This is a genomic window from Streptomyces sp. NPDC107654, from assembly GCF_055639035.1.
Genome location: NZ_JBVKBI010000010.1, coordinates 65,215 through 79,722, shown reverse-complemented (window position 1 = coordinate 79,722; position 14,508 = coordinate 65,215). Strand labels below are relative to the sequence as shown.

Genomic DNA, 14,508 nt, shown 5'->3' with positions numbered 1-14,508 from the left:
GGGATCAGTCCTCCCCCAGGATCTGCGGCACCTTGAAACGCTGCTGCTCCTGGGCGGGGGCGCCGGAGAGCGCCTGCTCGGGGGTGAGCGAGGGACGGACCTCGTCCGGCCGCATGACGTTCGTCAGCGGGAGCGGGTGCGAGGTCGGCGGTACGTCTTGGTCGGCGACCTCGCTGACGCGGGCGACCGCGCCGATGATGTCGTCCAGCTGGCCTGCGAAGTGATCGAGTTCTTCGGGCTTCAGCTCCAGACGCGCCAGCCGGGCGAGGTGGGCGACCTCCTCGCGCGTGATGCCAGGCATGCAGCGATCCTCTGGGGTGAGAGTGTGTGGTTTGGGCCCAATCCTATGGGGCCGGGACCCGTGCCCGTGAAACGGTTTGCCCCGGGCCTCCCCGCTCAGCGGCGCCGCCCGTCCCAGGCCTCGCTTTTCAGGAAGTGGTTGTCGTACAGCTCCTGCACCTCGAGGATGCTCTCCGGGGTGGCCTCGCCGAGGCGGATGCGCTGCAGGTGGCGGAAGTACGCGAAGCGCTCGACGCCCGGCGCGATGACGATGAGCAGGTCCGCGGTGCTGCCCGGGGCGGCGGCGAAGGCGTGCGGGCGGTCCGGCGGGACGATGACCAGGTCGCCGCGGCCGGCGGTCACGACGTCGTCGCCGGAGAGGACCTCCGCCTCGCCGTCGAGCAGGTAGAACATCTCCGCCGAGTTGTGGTGCACGTGCGGGCGGGCCCCGTCGGCGCCCTCGGCGAGCGTGACCCGCACGGTGGACAGCCCGCCCCCGGTGGCGCTGCTGTCGGCGAGCAGTCTGACCCCGACGGGCGCCCCGCCGACCACTTCGGCCTCGGCGTCCCGGACGAGCACGGTCTCATCGAACCTGGGCACGAACAGCGACACGGTGGATCTCCCCCTGTGAGGTGACGTCGTACGAGGTGCCGTCGGACCACGAGGAGCGGTCCCGCGCTGATCAGTACAACGATCGCGGTGGCGAAGTGGATCCCGGAGGCGACGGCTTTCGTGCCGCCGTTCCGCGGGGCTGCCCGGGTTGTCAGGGCTGTCAGGGCTGTCAGTCGGGAGGAGTCCGCGCGCCCGTGACGGCAGGAGGCGGGGCCTACTCGGCGGCGGGCAACGCGGCGCGCGGTCGCTGCCAGCCGCGGGACCCCCGCGCCAGCAGCCACGCCGTGGTCTCCTCGGGCGGCATCGCCGCGGCGACCAGCCAGCCCTGCACCGCGTCGCAGCCCAGGTCGCGCAGCCGCTCCCAGGTCTCGTCGTCCTCCACGCCCTCGGCGACGACCAGCAGGCCCAGGGAATGCGCCAGGTCCACCGTGCAGCGCACGATCTCGGCGTCCTCGGTGTCGACCGCCAGCCGGGCCACGAAGGAGCGGTCGATCTTCAGCTCGCTGACCGGCAGCCGCCGCAGGTGGACCAGGGACGAGTAGCCGGTGCCGAAGTCGTCCAGGGACATCTTCACGCCGTGCGCGGTGAGGCCGGCGAGGGTGTCGGCGGCCCGCTGCGGGTCCTCCAGCAGGACGTGTTCGGTGATCTCCAGCTGGAGCGCTCCGGCGGGGACCCCGTGCCGGGCGAGACGGGCGGCGACGGATCCGGCGAAGCCGGGTGTGTGGACGTCGCGCGGGGAGACGTTGACGGCGACCGGCACCCTGAGCCCCTGGGCGCGCCACCGGGCGACCTGGGCGAGGGCGGTCTCCAGCACGTACTCGGTCAGGTGGGGCATCAGCCCGGAGGACTCGGCTATCGCTATGAACTCGTCCGGCGGTACCTTGCCGCGCTCCGGGTGCACCCAGCGGACCAGCGCCTCCAGGCCGGCCACCTGTCCGTCGAAGCGGACCTTGGGCTGGTAGTGCAGCTGCACCTCGTGCGCGTCCAGCGCCCGGCGCAGGTCCCCCAGCAGGCCCAGGCGGTCCGGGGTGTTGGAGTCCCGCTTGGACTCGTAGACCTCGACGCCCGTGCGGTCCCGCTTCGCCTGGTACATCGCGACGTCGGCGCGGCGCAGCAGTCCCTCGGCGTCGAGGGCGTGATCGGGGAAGACGGCGACGCCGGCGCTGGCCTCCAGGACGAGGGTGAGTCCGTCCAGGTCGAGCGGGGAGCTGAGGGCGGAGACGAGGCCGCGGGCGACGCGCGTGGCCGACGTGGTGGAGTCGGCGACGGGCAGTAAGACGGCGAACTCGTCACCGCCGAGCCGGGCGGCCTCGGCGCCGCGCGGGAGGGCGAGCCGGAGCCGGTCGGCGATCTGGAGCAGCAGCCGGTCACCGGCCAGATGACCGAGGGTGTCGTTCACCGAACGGAAACGATCGAGGTCGATCAGCATGAGGGCGGCGCGGGCTCCGATGCGCTCGGCGTCGTCCAGGGCGGTCCAGATCCGCTCCAGCAGCCACTGCCGGTTGGGCAGCCCGGTCAGCGGGTCGCGCAGCTGCTCCTCGGCGCGGGCGCGGGCCATCCACAGCGTGGAGTCCAGGGCGATGAGCGGGATGGCGAACAGCGGCAGCAGGATCGGCTGGGCGTCGGCGACGACACACAGCAGGGGCGCGATGCCGAGCAGCGCCACGGCGACCAGCCCCTGGCGGACCAGGGCGGTACGGGCGACGGTGGGAACGCCGCCGCCGCGCGGGGCGTGCAGGTACCACAGCAGGCCGCGGCTGACCGCGAGGTAGGCGACCGCGACCAGGACGACCTGCGGGGCGGTGGCGACGGTCCAGCTGCCGGGCCGCCAGGGCTGCTCGACGCTCGGCACCCGGCCGAACGCGCCGAGCAGCAGGGCGCCGGCGCCGATGCCGAGGACGTCCACCGCGCCGTGCAGGACCCCCTGCCGCCAGCGGTACCGGCGGGCGATGCCGACCAGGACGACGACGGTGAGGCTGACCAGGCCGGCGGGCACCCAGCCGTACAGCAGCAGGACGGCGAGGGTGAGGGCGGCGCCCGATCCGGTGCCGCCCCACCAGCGGGCGCGGCCCAGCATGACGAGGTGGCCGACGATGACGCCGGTCAGCAGGGCCAGCGCCCAGCCGACCGTGCCGCAGGGGAAGAGGGCGTGGTGGCCGGTGTAGGCGCGGTAGAAGCCGGCACCCAGGGCACATCCCGCGGCGGCGACGAGGGCCGCGGGCAGCGCCGGCCAGTACGGCTGCCGTTCGGTGTCGGCTCCGGCCAGGCCGGGGGCGGGCTCGATGGCCGGCAGCGGCGCGCGGGACTCGGTGGCGCTGCCCGGTCCGGCCGGGCGGGGCTGCGCGCCCGTACGCCCGTCGGCCCGCCCGGTCCACCGGTACCCCCGCCACGCGACCGCTCGGCGGCGCAGGCGCAGCCGTGAGTCCGGGGCGGCGCTCTCGGTCGGTTCCATTCCCGTCCCTCTCACAGCCGGCGGTGCCCACGCCACGCGGCCCGATGCCCGACAACCATCAGCGGCTCCGCGTCGAAGAAACCTTCCCCGCGCTCCTGAAGGGCACGGCGATGCCCCAGCCGCAGCTGGGCACGGCAGGCGCACACCTCAACAGTAGGCCGCGGAAGGCTTCCACGGGCAGCGGTCTCCGACGGTTGCCCGAATGCGCCCGGGCCACCCGTATGCAACTGATATGCGCCGATCGGGTGGCCTTCAACCGCTACTCCTCGGTCGGAAGCGCGACTTCGGCCGCGGCTTCGGGGCCCTGCTCCAAAAGGACGCGGAAACCGTCCTCGTTCAGAACGGGAACCTTCAGCTGCATCGCCTTGTCGTATTTCGATCCGGGGTTGTCACCCACTACGACGAACGAGGTCTTCTTCGACACCGAACCGGTCACTTTCGCGCCCCGGCCCTGCAGCGCCTCCTTGGCCCCGTCCCGGGTGAAGTTCTCCAGCGTCCCGGTGACGACGACCGTGAGCCCCTCCAGCGGACGCGGCCCCTCGTCCTCGCCGGACGACTCGTCCTCCAGCGGAACGCCCGCGGCCTTCCACCTGCGGACGATCTCGCGGTGCCAGTCCTCGGCGAACCACTGCTTGAGCGCGGCGGCGATGATGGGGCCGACGCCGTCGGCGGCTGCCAGCTCCGCCTCGGTCGCCTGTTCGATGCGGTCGATCGACCGGAACTCGCGCGCGAGGGCCTGCGCGGCGACCGGGCCGACGTGCCGGATCGACAGCCCGTTCAGGAAGCGGGCGAGGGGGCGGGACTTGGCCGCCTCGATGTTCGCCAGCAGGGCGAGGGTGTTCTTCTTCGGCTCGCCCTTCTGGTTGGCGAAGACCGTGACGACCTTCTCCCCACCCGTCTTGGGGTCACGCTTGGGCAGACCGCTGTCCGGGTCGAGCACGTACGCCTTGATGGGCAGCAGCTTCTCCACCGTCAGGTCGAACAGGCCGCCCTCGTCCACCAGCGGCGGGTCGGCCGGCTCCAGCGGCTGGGTGAGCGCGGCGGCGGCCACGTCACCGAAGTGCTCGATGTCCAGGCACTCACGGCCCGCCAGGTACGCGAGACGGCCTCTCAACTGTGCGGGGCAGGTACGGGCGTTGGGGCAGCGGAGGTCGATGTCGCCCTCCTTCATGGGCCTGAGCGCCGTCCCGCACTCGGGGCACTCGCCCGGCATCACGAACTCCCGCTCGGTGCCGTCGCGCAGGTCGACCACCGGGCCGAGGATCTCCGGGATGACGTCACCGGCCTTGCGCAGCACCACCGTGTCGCCGATGAGGACGCCCTTGGCCTTGACGACCTCCTGGTTGTGCAGCGTGGCGAACTCGACCTCGCTGCCGGCGACCGTGACCGGCTCGACCTGGGCGTACGGCGTGACACGGCCGGTGCGGCCGACGCCCACCTTGATGTCGACCAGCTTGGTGTTGACCTCCTCCGGCGCGTACTTGTACGCGATGGCCCAGCGGGGGGCCCGCGCGGTGGAGCCGAGCCGCCCCTGGAGGCGGATCTCGTCCAGCTTGACCACGACACCGTCGATCTCGTGCTCGACGGAGTGGCGGTTCTCGCCGTAGTGGGCGATGAACTTGCGTACGCCGTCGAGGTCGTCGACCACCCGGTTGTGCGGGGAGGTGGGCAGGCCCCAGGTCTTGAGCAGGTCGTAGGCCTGGGAGAGCCGGGTCATGCCCGAGTAGCCCTCCAGGGCGCCGATGCCGTGGACGACCATGTGCAGCGGCCGGGTGGCGGTGACCCGCGGGTCCTTCTGGCGCAGCGAACCGGCTGCGGCGTTACGGGGGTTGGCGAACGGCTTGTCGCCGGCCGCGACCAGGCGTTCGTTGAGTTCGAGGAACTTCTCCATCGGGAAGTACACCTCGCCGCGGATCTCCACCAGGTCGGGCACCCTGTCGCCCGCCAGACGGTCCGGGATCTCCGCGATCGTCCGTACGTTCGGCGTGATGTCCTCGCCGGTGCGGCCGTCGCCGCGGGTCGCCGCGCGCGTGAGGCGGCCCTTCTCGTAGGTGAGGTTGACGGCGAGGCCGTCCACCTTCAGCTCGCACAGGAAGTGGTACGTCTGGTCGCCGAGTTCCCGGGCGATGCGGTCGGCCCAGGCGGCCAGCTCGTCGTCGTTGAACGTGTTGTCCAGGGAGAGCATCCGCTGGCGGTGTTCGACCGCGGTGAACTCCGTCTCGTACGACCCCGCGACCTTCTGGGTGGGCGAGTCCGGGGTGCGCAGCTCCGGATACCGCTCCTCCAGGGCCTCCAGGGACTTCAGGAGCCGGTCGAACTCCGCGTCGCTGACGACGGGAGCGTCCTTCACGTAGTACCGGAAGCGGTGCTCCTCGATCTGCTCAGCGAGCTGCGCGTGCTTGTCACGTGCCTCGGCGGGCACTGCCGTCTCCGCCTGCTGCTTGTCGCCGGCCACCGTGTTGTCCTCCCGTTACTCTGGGTTGTCCGCGAGGGATCTCGCCGCCCGGACGCAATGGGCGAGCGCCTGGCGTGCGTAGGCGGGGGAGGCCCCCGCCAGGCCGCACGCCGGAGTCACCGTGACCGCTTCGGCGAGCAGTCCCGGATGCAGGCCCAGCCTGCGCCACAGCGTCCTGACACCCATGACGCTACCGGCAGGGTCTGACAACGGGCCGTCCGTGCCCGGCACGACACCGGCGAACAGTCTGGTGCCGCCCTCGACGGCCTCGCCGATCGTGTCGTCGTCACGCTCGGTGAGGAGGGCGAAGTCGAAGGAGACGGCCGCGGCACCGGCCCGGCGCAGCAGCGCGAACGGGACGTCGGGGGCGCAGGAGTGCACCACCACGGGCCCGCCGGCGTGCGCGCCGACGACGTCCCGCAGCGTGGCCTCCACGACCTGCCGGTCCACGGCGCGGTGGGTGCGGTAGCCGCTGGCGGTCCTCACCTGTCCGCGCAGCACGGCGGTGAGGGAGGGCTCGTCGAGCTGGAGCACGAGCCGGGCGCCGGGCACGCGCCGCCGCACCTCGGCGAGGTGGAGGCGCAGGCCCTCGGCGAGCGAGGCGGCGAGGTCACGGCAGGCGCCGGGATCCGCCAGGGCGGCCTCGCCGTTCCTCAGCTCCAGGGCGGCGGCCAGTGTCCACGGGCCGACCGCCTGCACCTTCAGATCGCCCTCGTAGCCCTGGGTGAACTCCTCCAGGGCGTCCAGGTCCTCGACCAGCCAGGACCGCGCCCGCTTGGTGTCGCGTCCGGGCCGGTCCCCGATCCGCCATCCGCTGGGCTCCACGCGCGCGTACAGCTCCACCAGCATCCCGGCGGTACGGCCGATCATGTCGGCACCGGGCCCGCGCGCGGGCAGCTCCGGCAGGAACGGGAAGTCCTCGAAGGATCCGGTGGCGGTCTTGGCGGCCTCGCGGGCGTCGCCACCGGGCAGGGACCCGACACCGGTGGCTCCTGGGAACCTGAACTGGCTGTTTTCGCTCACCCCCGCAGGGTACGTAACGCCGGCCCGTGACTTCGCGGCCAGTCAGTGCCGTACCGGAGCGGCGGGGCACGCGGAGCGGGCGGACCGGCCACGGCGAGATCGTGCCGGAAGCGGCCCCGTCCCCGCGAGGTCCGTGCCCCTTGCGGGGGCTCGCGGAGCCGACGACCGGGCACCGGGCGTGAGGCTCGCGGAGCGGATGGTCCGGCCCCGGGCGCCGGGCAGGGCCACCGTCGGGCGGGCGGGGCACCGGAAGATGTCGTCGGTGAACTCCCCTCGGTGGCGAGACCGGGCAGCTCCGCGCGGCGGGCGCCGTCGACGATCTCCCGTGGGCCGGCCGGAGCAGGACCGCGGCCCCGCTCCCCGCGTCACCGCCCCGGCCGCACCGTCAGGTCGTTGACCTCCGCGTCCCGCGGCAGGTCGAGGGCCATGAGGACGGTCGTGGCGACGGACTCCGGGTCGATCCACTTCGAGGGGTCGTACTCCTTGCCCTCCTGCTGGTGGACCTTGGCCTGCATGGGGCTGGCGGTGCGGCCGGGGTAGACCGAGGTGACGCGGACGCCGTGCGCGTGCTCCTCCTGGCGCAGGGAGTCGGCGAGGGCCTTGAGGCCGTGCTTGGAGGCGGCGTACGCGGACCAGCCGGCGTTCGCGCTGAGGCCGGCTCCGGAGTTGACGAAGATCACATGACCGCGGGCGGCCCGCAGCTGCGGCAGGAAGTGCCGGGTCAGCTCGGCGGGGGCGATCAGGTTGACGTTGAGCTGGTGGCGCCAGGCCTTCGGGGTCAGCTCGCCCACCTCGCCGAGGTCGACGACGCCGGCGATGTGCAGCAGGGAGTCCACCCGGTCCGGAAGTGTCTGGTGGGAGAACGCCCAGGACAGCTTGTCCGGGTCCGCGAGGTCGCCGACCAGGGTGCGGGCGCCGGGGAACTCGGCCGCCAGCTCCTTCGCGCGGCCGGCGTCGCGCGCGTGCAGCACGAGTTCGTCCCCGCGCGCGTGCAGCCGGCGCGTCACGGCCGCGCCGATGCCGGAGCCGGCCCCGGTGATCACATGAGTAGCCATGACCGCCATGCTCGCATCAGTGCGCGGTGGTCTGCTCCTCCAGGTAGGCCAGGGCCCCGACCGGCTCGTCCGCGAAGAAGACCAGCTCACCCAGCGGGCGGGGCAGGAAGCCCTCGGCCTCCATGCGGTGGAACTGCTGCTTCAGGCCGTCGTAGAAGCCCGCCGTGTTCAGCAGCACCACGGGCTTCTCGGTGCGGCCGTGCTTCTTCAGCTCCAGGATCTCGGTGGCCTCGTCCAGCGTGCCGGTGCCGCCCACCATGATCACCACGGCGTCGGCCTTCTCCAGCAGCAGCTTCTTGCGCTCGGCGAGGTCGGCCGCGATGACCATCTCGTCGGCGCCGGGCCGCGCCTTGTTCGCGAGGAACTCCACCGAGACACCCAGCAGCCTGCCGCCCGCCTCCTGCACGCCGTCGGCGACCACCTTCATCAGACCGACGTCGGAGCCTCCCCAGACCAGCGTGTGGCCGCCCTTGCCGATCAGTTCCGCGAACTCGCGCGCGGGGCGCGTGTAACGCTCGTCGAGGTCGGCGGCGGAGAGGAAGACGCAGATGTTCATGCCCCCCACCGTACGGTGCCCGGTCGGGCGGGAAGAAGAACGGGCCTGCCGGGTGCTGAACCGGTATGACCCATGGACACACGATCACCATCGAGAAGAGCGGGCGGCACGTGCGCGTGGTGCGCGACGGCCGGGTGCTCGCCGAGTCGGACCGCGCCCTGGAGCTGCACGAGACGGGCTGTCCGGTGCGGTACTACCTCCCCGCCGAGGACGTACGCCTCGACCTGCTGACGCCCTCCGACACGCACACCGTCTGCCCCTTCAAGGGCACGGCGTCCTACTGGTCGCTGCCGGACGCACCCGACCTCGTCTGGGCGTACCCCGAGCCCGAGGCGGAGGTGGCGGAGATCAAGGACCACTACTGCTTCTACGACACCGACGTGTCCTGACCGGTGAGTCCGCCGTCGTTTGGCAGTCTGCACGGGCATGGACAAGAAGACGACTTCCCGCGACGGCACCTCCCTCGCGTACCACGTGACCGGCCAGGGGCCCACGGTGATCCTCGTGAGCGGCGCGATGTCCACCGGCGGCACCATGATGCCCCTGGCGCAGCGCCTCTCGGACAGCTGCACGGCCGTCGTCTACGACCGCCGGGGCCGCGGCGAGAGCGGCGACACGCCACCGTACGAGGTCGACCGTGAGGTGGAGGACCTGGCCGCGCTCCTCGACGCGGTGGGCGGCGACGCGGCGCTGTTCGGGGTCTCCTCCGGCGGCGCCCTGGTCCTGCACGCGGCGGCGAGCGGACTGCCGGTCGGCCGGGCGGCGGTGTACGAGGTGCCCTACGCCGACCACCTGGCGGACGGTGCCGCGCGCGAGGCCGTCTACAAGGAGCAGCTGAACAGGGCGCTCGCCGAGGACCGGCGCGGGGACGCGGTGGAGCTGTTCCTGCGCCTGACGGGCCTCGCCGACGAGATGATCCGGGGCGCCCGTCAGTCGCCGATGTGGGCCGGCATGGAGTCCGTCGCCCCCAGCCTCGCGTACGACGACGCGGTCATGGGCGACGGACTGCTGCCCCGGGACCGGCTCGCCGCGGTCCGTGTCCCCGTTCTCGCGGTCGCGGGCGGCGCGAGCCCGGAGTGGATGCACCGGGCGGCCCAGGCGGTCGCGGAGGCCGTGCCGCAGGGCACCTACCGGGTGCTGCCGGGACAGACGCACATGGTGGAGCCGGAGGTGCTGGGGCCGGTGCTGGCGGAGTTCCTGGCGGGGTAGGCGGGGCCGGCCGGAGCGGACCGGGCCGGCCGGCCGGGCGGGCGCCGGGTGCCCGCCGGGCGGGACCCGGGCGGCTCAGACGGCCGCCGTCGCGCGCGTGGTGGACGCGATCGTCGCCGAGCCCACCACGCGCGTGCCGTCGTACAGCACGATCGCCTGGCCGGGGGCGACGCCGCGGACCGGCTCGGCGAAGGTCACCCGCAGCTCGCCGTCGACCAGCTCGGCCCTCACCTCGGTCTCGCCGCCGTGCGCGCGCAGCTGGGCGGTGTAGGTGCCGGGGCCGGTGGGGGCGGTGCCGCACCAGCGGGGCTTGATCGCGGTGAGGGCGGTGACGTCGAGGGCGGCGGCGGGGCCGACGGTGACCGTGTTGGTGACCGGGGAGATGTCGAGGACGTAGCGCGGCTTGCCGTCGGGGGCCGGGGTGCCGATCCGCAGGCCCTTGCGCTGGCCGATGGTGAAGCCGTACGCGCCGTCGTGGGTGCCCAGCCGGGTGCCGGACTCGTCCACGATGTCGCCCTCGGCCTTGCCGAGGCGCTTGGCCAGGAAGCCCTGGGTGTCGCCGTCGGCGATGAAGCAGATGTCGTGCGAGTCGGGCTTCTTGGCCACGGCCAGGCCCCGGCGCTCGGCCTCCGCGCGGATCTCCTCCTTGGTGGTGACCGTGTCGCCGAGCGGGAACATCGCGTGCGCGAGCTGCTTCTCGTCCAGCACGCCGAGCACGTACGACTGGTCCTTCGCCATGTCGGAGGCGCGGTGCAGCTCGCGGGAGCCGTCCGCGTTCACGATCACCTGGGCGTAGTGGCCGGTGCAGACGGCGTCGAAGCCGAGGGCCAGCGCCTTGTCCAGCAGCGCGGCGAACTTGATCTTCTCGTTGCAGCGCAGGCACGGGTTCGGGGTGCGGCCCGCCTCGTACTCGGCGACGAAGTCCTCGACCACGTCCTCGCGGAAGCGGTCGGCGAGGTCCCAGACGTAGAACGGGATGCCGATGACGTCGGCGGCGCGGCGGGCGTCGCGCGAGTCCTCGATGGTGCAACAGCCCCGCGCGCCCGTTCGGAACGACTGCGGGTTCGCGGAGAGCGCGAGGTGGACGCCGGTGACGTCGTGGCCTGCTTCCGCGGCCCGCGCGGCGGCGACGGCGGAGTCGACCCCGCCGGACATGGCGGCGAGGACGCGGAGGGGGCGGGTGCGCTGCGGGGTGTCAGTCATAACCCTTCCAGGGTACGGGGGCGCGGGAACCCCGACGGCCGCGTATCCGTTGACGATCACATGGGGGCGACGACAGGGACGACCACGGGATCGCCGGCGGGCGACGGGGACCGGCGGCTGGGGCGGCGGGCCCTGCTGGCGGGCGGCCTCGCGGCGGCCGTGGGCACGGCGGTGCTGGCCCGCGAGGAGCTGTCCCGGCTGTGGTGGCGGCTGCCCGGGGTGGACAGGCCGCGGGTGGCGGGCGCGGTGGACTTCCGGGGCGCGCGCTGGGTGGCGGCCTCGGCGGCGAACTACCGCCGGGCGGACCGGCCGTCGGACTACCGGGTGGACCGGGTGGTCGTCCACGTCACCCAGGGCGGCTACGCCTCGGCGGTGAAGGTGTTCCAGGACCCCGCGCACGGCGCCGCGGCGCACTACATCGTGCGCGGGGACGGGCGGATCACGCAGCTGATCCGCGAGCTGGACGTCGCCTTCCACGCGGGCAACCGGGAGTACAACGAACGCAGCGTCGGCATCGAGCACGAGGGCTTCGTGGAGGACGCCGCGTCGTTCACGGACGCGATGTACGCGGCCTCGGCCCGGCTGACGGCGGCGGTATGCGGGCGGTACGGGATACCCGTGGACCGGGAGCACATCATCGGGCACGGGGAGGTGCCGGGCACGGACCACACGGATCCGGGGCGGTTCTGGGACTGGGAGCGGTACATACGCCTGGTCCGTGCCGAGCGTGCCGGAGCCTCCGCTGCGCGGTGAGCACCGCGGCTGGGTGAGACCCGCGGCGGGGACGGGCCCCGCCCGCGAGGTGAGGTCCGGGGCGGGGAGGTCCGGGGCGGGGAGGTCCGGGGCCTCGCCGCCAGGGCAGGTCCGCGGCCGGGTGGGCCCTGTGGCTAGGTGAGGCCCGCCGCCCGGGCGCGTTCCACCGCCGGGCCGATCGCCTTCCCCACGGCCTCGACGTCGTCCTCGGTGGAGGTGTGGCCGAGGGAGAAGCGCAGGGTGCCCCGGGCCATGTCGGGTTCGGCGCCGGTGGCGAGGAGGACGTGGCTGGGCTGGGCGACGCCCGCGGTGCAGGCGGAGCCGGTGGAGCACTCGATGCCCTGGGCGTCCAGCAGAAGCAGCAGGGAGTCGCCCTCGCAGCCGGGGAAGGTGAAGTGCGCGTTGGCCGGGAGCCGGCCCCCGGGTGCCGGGTCACCGCCGAGGATCGCGTCCGGCACGGCCGTGAGGACGGCGTCGACCAGCTGGTCGCGCAGGGCGCCGATCTCCCGCGCGAACCACTCGCGGTGCTCGGCGGCGAGCCGGCCGGCGACGGCGAAGGAGGCGATGGCCGGGACGTCGAGCGTGCCGGAGCGGACGTGCCGCTCCTGGCCGCCGCCGTGCAGGACGGGTACGGGGGTGTACTCGCGGCCGAGGAGCAGGGCGCCGATGCCGTACGGGCCGCCGATCTTGTGGCCCGAGACGGTCATGGCGGCGAGCCCCGAGGCCTGGAAGTCGACCGGGACCTGACCGAAGGCCTGGACCGCGTCGGCGTGCAGCGGGACGTCGAACTCGGCGGTGACGTCGGCGAGTTCACGGATCGGCATGATCGTGCCGATCTCGTTGTTGGCCCACATCACGGTGGCCAGGGCGACGTCGTCGGGGTTGCGGGCGATGGCCTCGCGCAGCGCGTCGGGGTGGACCCGGCCGTGGGAGTCGACGGGGAGGTACTCGACGGTGGCGCCCTCCTGCTCGCCGAGCCAGTGCACGGCGTCCAGGACGGCGTGGTGCTCGACGGGGCTGGCGAGGACGCGGGTGCGGGCCGGGTCGGCGGCGCGGCGGGACCAGTACAGGCCCTTGACGGCCAGGTTGTCGGCCTCGGTGCCGCCCGAGGTGAAGACGACCTCGCTGGGTCGGGCACCGAGCGCTTCGGCGAGGGTCTCGCGGGCTTCCTCGACCGTACGGCGGGCCTGGCGGCCGGACGCGTGGAGAGAGGAGGCGTTGCCCGTGATGCTCAACTGGGCGGTGAACGCCTCTGCCGCCTCCGGGAGCATCGGGGTGGTCGCGGCGTGGTCGAGGTAAGCCATGGTGACGCCGATTCTACGGCGCCGGGTCCCGGCGGTCGGCGTCGGCCGGGATGAGGCGCGGGCAGGACTCGGCGGCCTGGGGCCGGCCGCGCCCGAGGCGGGCGACGGGGCGCCCGGCGCCGGCTGCCGGGGCCGCTCTCCCCGCGTTCTCGGCTCGGCTCGGCAGGGGACCCCCGTCACCCCGCTGAACGACCGCGCACGACGGTACGGCGGTCACGTGCGGTGCGGCCCCGTCGTCCACCGGGCGCGCCGGGTCACAGGCTCCAGGAGACCGTGCCCGAGATCTGCATGGCCGCGACGAGGACGACCAGGTCGGCGACGCCGAGGGCGAGGCCCAGGTAGGCGCGGCCCCGGCGGGTGGTGCCGCGCCAGAGGGAGACCGCGGCGAGGGCGATGGCGACCGGGCCGAGGAAGACGTTGAGGACGAGCAGGCCGAGGAGGCCGAGGATGAAGGACGCGACGGCCATGCCGTCGGCGTCACGGGTGCGCGGGCGGGTGTCGGTGCGGCCGGTGGCCGGTGCGGTGAGTTGCATGGTGCTCAGCTCCTTGGGTCCGTGGTCCCTGGGTCTCGGGTCCTGCCCGCGGTCAGTTCGTCGAGGTGCGACGGCGACGCCCGTGGCGCTCGCGGATCGCGAAGACGCCGAGCCAGACGGCGATGACGGCGGCGAGGACGGCGGTGACGGTCAGCGGTGCGTGGGCGACGGTGCCCAGCACGACTCCGAGCAGCATGAGCGCGGCGACGAGGAACAGCATGGGACGGATCCCCCCTCCTGGGTGCCTCGTGGTTCGGCCGGTGTGAAATTTCGGTGAACAGTTGTAGTAACAGTTGTTCACTGACTTCGAGTCTAGCGCTCCCGACGGCTTTAAAATTCCAGAGAACAGTTGTTAACTGGATGACATGAGTCACACCCTCGGGATCCGGCAGGCCCAGAAGCAGAAGACCCGGCAGGCGTTCCTCGACGCGGCGCTCGCCCTGCTGGAGGAGCAGAGCCTGAGCAGCCTCGGCCTGCGCGAGGTCACCCGGGCCGTCGGGGTCGCCCCGACCGCCTTCTACCGGCACTTCCGCTCGACCGCCGACCTCGGTGTGGCCCTGGTCGACGAGGCGCTGGGCAGCCTGCACCCGATGGTGCGGACGACGGTGTCCACCACGGGCGACAGCGAGGAACGCATCACACGTGCCATCGAGTTGATCGCCCGTCACGTAGACGCGTACCCCGCACACGTCCGTTTCATCGCCCGGGAACGGCACGGCGGGGTCCAGCCGGTGCGCGAGGCCATCCGGGCCCAACTGCTCCGGTTCGCCGAGGAGGTGAGGACCGAACTGGCCGACGACCCGGAGGCGGAGGGCTGGAGCGAGGACGACCTGCTGATGCTCGCGCACCTCTACGTCGACCAGATGCTCATCACCGCCTCCCTGTTCCTGGAGGCGCTGGAGGCCCCGGAGGAGGAGCGGGAGCGGGTGACGCAGCTCGCCACCCGCCAGCTGCGGCTCATCAGCATCGGCCGCAGCCACTGGCTCGACTGAGCCGCCCCCCAGCCCTGCCGGGCTCCCGCCGGAGCGCCACGACGACCGCCCTGGCCCCCGCCGGGGCCGCCGGGCGCGCCGC

General features: G+C 73.3%; 15 protein-coding genes. 4 read left to right on the top strand and 11 right to left on the bottom strand.

All coding sequences use genetic code 11. From position 1 onward, the window contains the following. Nucleotides 1–4 precede the first annotated feature (4 nt). The 7 genes from gatC to ACZ7N4_RS19465 form a co-directional block, all read right to left on the bottom strand. Complete coding sequence (gene gatC / locus ACZ7N4_RS19495; RefSeq protein ID WP_031117542.1) at nt 5–301, bottom strand: Asp-tRNA(Asn)/Glu-tRNA(Gln) amidotransferase subunit GatC; 297 nt, start codon at nt 299–301, stop codon at nt 5–7. 95 nt (nt 302–396) lie between these two features. Beyond that, nucleotides 397–891 (bottom strand): cupin domain-containing protein, encoded by a 495-nt coding sequence (locus ACZ7N4_RS19490; protein ID WP_471359564.1) that lies wholly within the window; start codon nt 889–891, stop codon nt 397–399. 214 nt (nt 892–1,105) lie between these two features. Next, the gene (locus ACZ7N4_RS19485) at nt 1,106–3,343 is read right to left on the bottom strand and encodes a putative bifunctional diguanylate cyclase/phosphodiesterase (RefSeq protein ID WP_471359563.1); all 2,238 of its coding nucleotides are present in this window, start codon (nt 3,341–3,343) and stop codon (nt 1,106–1,108) included. A gap of 259 nt (nt 3,344–3,602) precedes the next feature. Continuing rightward, entirely contained in the window at nt 3,603–5,798 is a 2,196-nt protein-coding gene (ligA, locus tag ACZ7N4_RS19480) for an NAD-dependent DNA ligase LigA (protein WP_471359562.1), read from the bottom strand. Between the two features lie 15 nt (nt 5,799–5,813). Next, entirely contained in the window at nt 5,814–6,821 is a 1,008-nt protein-coding gene (locus tag ACZ7N4_RS19475; protein ID WP_471359561.1) for a methionine synthase, read from the bottom strand. Nucleotides 6,822–7,186: 365 nt separating this feature from the next. Beyond that, on the bottom strand, nt 7,187–7,885 hold the full coding sequence (locus tag ACZ7N4_RS19470; RefSeq protein ID WP_471359560.1) for an SDR family oxidoreductase: 699 nt from the start codon (nt 7,883–7,885) through the stop codon (nt 7,187–7,189). A gap of 7 nt (nt 7,886–7,892) precedes the next feature. Next, nucleotides 7,893–8,432, bottom strand: a complete 540-nt coding sequence (locus ACZ7N4_RS19465) for an LOG family protein (RefSeq protein ID WP_471359559.1) — start codon at nt 8,430–8,432, stop codon at nt 7,893–7,895. A gap of 65 nt (nt 8,433–8,497) precedes the next feature. Between ACZ7N4_RS19465 and ACZ7N4_RS19460 the strand changes: the two genes are divergently transcribed. Both ACZ7N4_RS19460 and ACZ7N4_RS19455 read left to right on the top strand, forming a co-directional pair. Continuing rightward, the gene (locus ACZ7N4_RS19460; RefSeq protein WP_471359558.1) at nt 8,498–8,821 is read left to right on the top strand and encodes a DUF427 domain-containing protein; all 324 of its coding nucleotides are present in this window, start codon (nt 8,498–8,500) and stop codon (nt 8,819–8,821) included. A gap of 37 nt (nt 8,822–8,858) precedes the next feature. Then, on the top strand, nt 8,859–9,641 hold the full coding sequence (locus ACZ7N4_RS19455) for an alpha/beta fold hydrolase (protein ID WP_471359557.1): 783 nt from the start codon (nt 8,859–8,861) through the stop codon (nt 9,639–9,641). A 75-nt stretch (nt 9,642–9,716) separates the two neighbouring features. Here ACZ7N4_RS19455 and mnmA read toward each other — a convergent pair whose 3' ends face one another. Next, nucleotides 9,717–10,844 carry a tRNA 2-thiouridine(34) synthase MnmA gene (mnmA, locus tag ACZ7N4_RS19450; protein ID WP_471359556.1) on the bottom strand — a complete coding sequence of 376 codons (1,128 nt, stop codon included), beginning with the start codon at nt 10,842–10,844 and terminating at the stop codon, nt 9,717–9,719. Between the two features lie 60 nt (nt 10,845–10,904). Between mnmA and ACZ7N4_RS19445 the strand changes: the two genes are divergently transcribed. Next, nucleotides 10,905–11,597 (top strand): N-acetylmuramoyl-L-alanine amidase, encoded by a 693-nt coding sequence (locus ACZ7N4_RS19445; RefSeq protein ID WP_471359555.1) that lies wholly within the window; start codon nt 10,905–10,907, stop codon nt 11,595–11,597. Between the two features lie 134 nt (nt 11,598–11,731). Here the strand turns inward: ACZ7N4_RS19445 and ACZ7N4_RS19440 are convergent, their stop codons facing one another. The 3 genes from ACZ7N4_RS19440 to ACZ7N4_RS19430 all read right to left on the bottom strand — a co-directional run bounded on the left by ACZ7N4_RS19440 (nt 11,732) and on the right by ACZ7N4_RS19430 (nt 13,654). Further along, nucleotides 11,732–12,901, bottom strand: coding sequence for a cysteine desulfurase family protein (locus ACZ7N4_RS19440; protein ID WP_471359554.1), 1,170 nt, complete (start codon nt 12,899–12,901; stop codon nt 11,732–11,734). A gap of 254 nt (nt 12,902–13,155) precedes the next feature. Then, nucleotides 13,156–13,434, bottom strand: coding sequence for a DUF4190 domain-containing protein (locus tag ACZ7N4_RS19435; protein WP_471359553.1), 279 nt, complete (start codon nt 13,432–13,434; stop codon nt 13,156–13,158). Between the two features lie 52 nt (nt 13,435–13,486). Beyond that, nucleotides 13,487–13,654, bottom strand: a complete 168-nt coding sequence (locus tag ACZ7N4_RS19430; RefSeq protein WP_189305957.1) for a hypothetical protein — start codon at nt 13,652–13,654, stop codon at nt 13,487–13,489. A 145-nt stretch (nt 13,655–13,799) separates the two neighbouring features. On the opposite strand from ACZ7N4_RS19430, the gene ACZ7N4_RS19425 reads away from it, so the two are divergent. Next, nucleotides 13,800–14,426: a TetR family transcriptional regulator gene (locus ACZ7N4_RS19425; RefSeq protein WP_471359552.1), complete on the top strand. Its 627-nt coding sequence runs from the start codon at nt 13,800–13,802 to the stop codon at nt 14,424–14,426. Nucleotides 14,427–14,508 lie beyond the last annotated feature (82 nt).

Coding starts and splice junctions, on each gene's coding strand:
- gatC (WP_031117542.1), bottom strand. CDS start 301: ATGCCTGGCATCACGCGCGAGGAGGTCGCCCACCTCGCCCGGCTGGCG.
- ACZ7N4_RS19485 (WP_471359563.1), bottom strand. CDS start 3,343: ATGGAACCGACCGAGAGCGCCGCCCCGGACTCACGGCTGCGCCTGCGC.
- ACZ7N4_RS19470 (WP_471359560.1), bottom strand. CDS start 7,885: ATGGCGGTCATGGCTACTCATGTGATCACCGGGGCCGGCTCCGGCATC.
- ACZ7N4_RS19465 (WP_471359559.1), bottom strand. CDS start 8,432: ATGAACATCTGCGTCTTCCTCTCCGCCGCCGACCTCGACGAGCGTTAC.
- ACZ7N4_RS19460 (WP_471359558.1), top strand. CDS start 8,498: ATGACCCATGGACACACGATCACCATCGAGAAGAGCGGGCGGCACGTG.
- ACZ7N4_RS19455 (WP_471359557.1), top strand. CDS start 8,859: ATGGACAAGAAGACGACTTCCCGCGACGGCACCTCCCTCGCGTACCAC.
- mnmA (WP_471359556.1), bottom strand. CDS start 10,844: ATGACTGACACCCCGCAGCGCACCCGCCCCCTCCGCGTCCTCGCCGCC.
- ACZ7N4_RS19445 (WP_471359555.1), top strand. CDS start 10,905: ATGGGGGCGACGACAGGGACGACCACGGGATCGCCGGCGGGCGACGGG.
- ACZ7N4_RS19440 (WP_471359554.1), bottom strand. CDS start 12,901: ATGGCTTACCTCGACCACGCCGCGACCACCCCGATGCTCCCGGAGGCG.
- ACZ7N4_RS19435 (WP_471359553.1), bottom strand. CDS start 13,434: ATGCAACTCACCGCACCGGCCACCGGCCGCACCGACACCCGCCCGCGC.
- ACZ7N4_RS19430 (WP_189305957.1), bottom strand. CDS start 13,654: ATGCTGTTCCTCGTCGCCGCGCTCATGCTGCTCGGAGTCGTGCTGGGC.
- ACZ7N4_RS19425 (WP_471359552.1), top strand. CDS start 13,800: ATGAGTCACACCCTCGGGATCCGGCAGGCCCAGAAGCAGAAGACCCGG.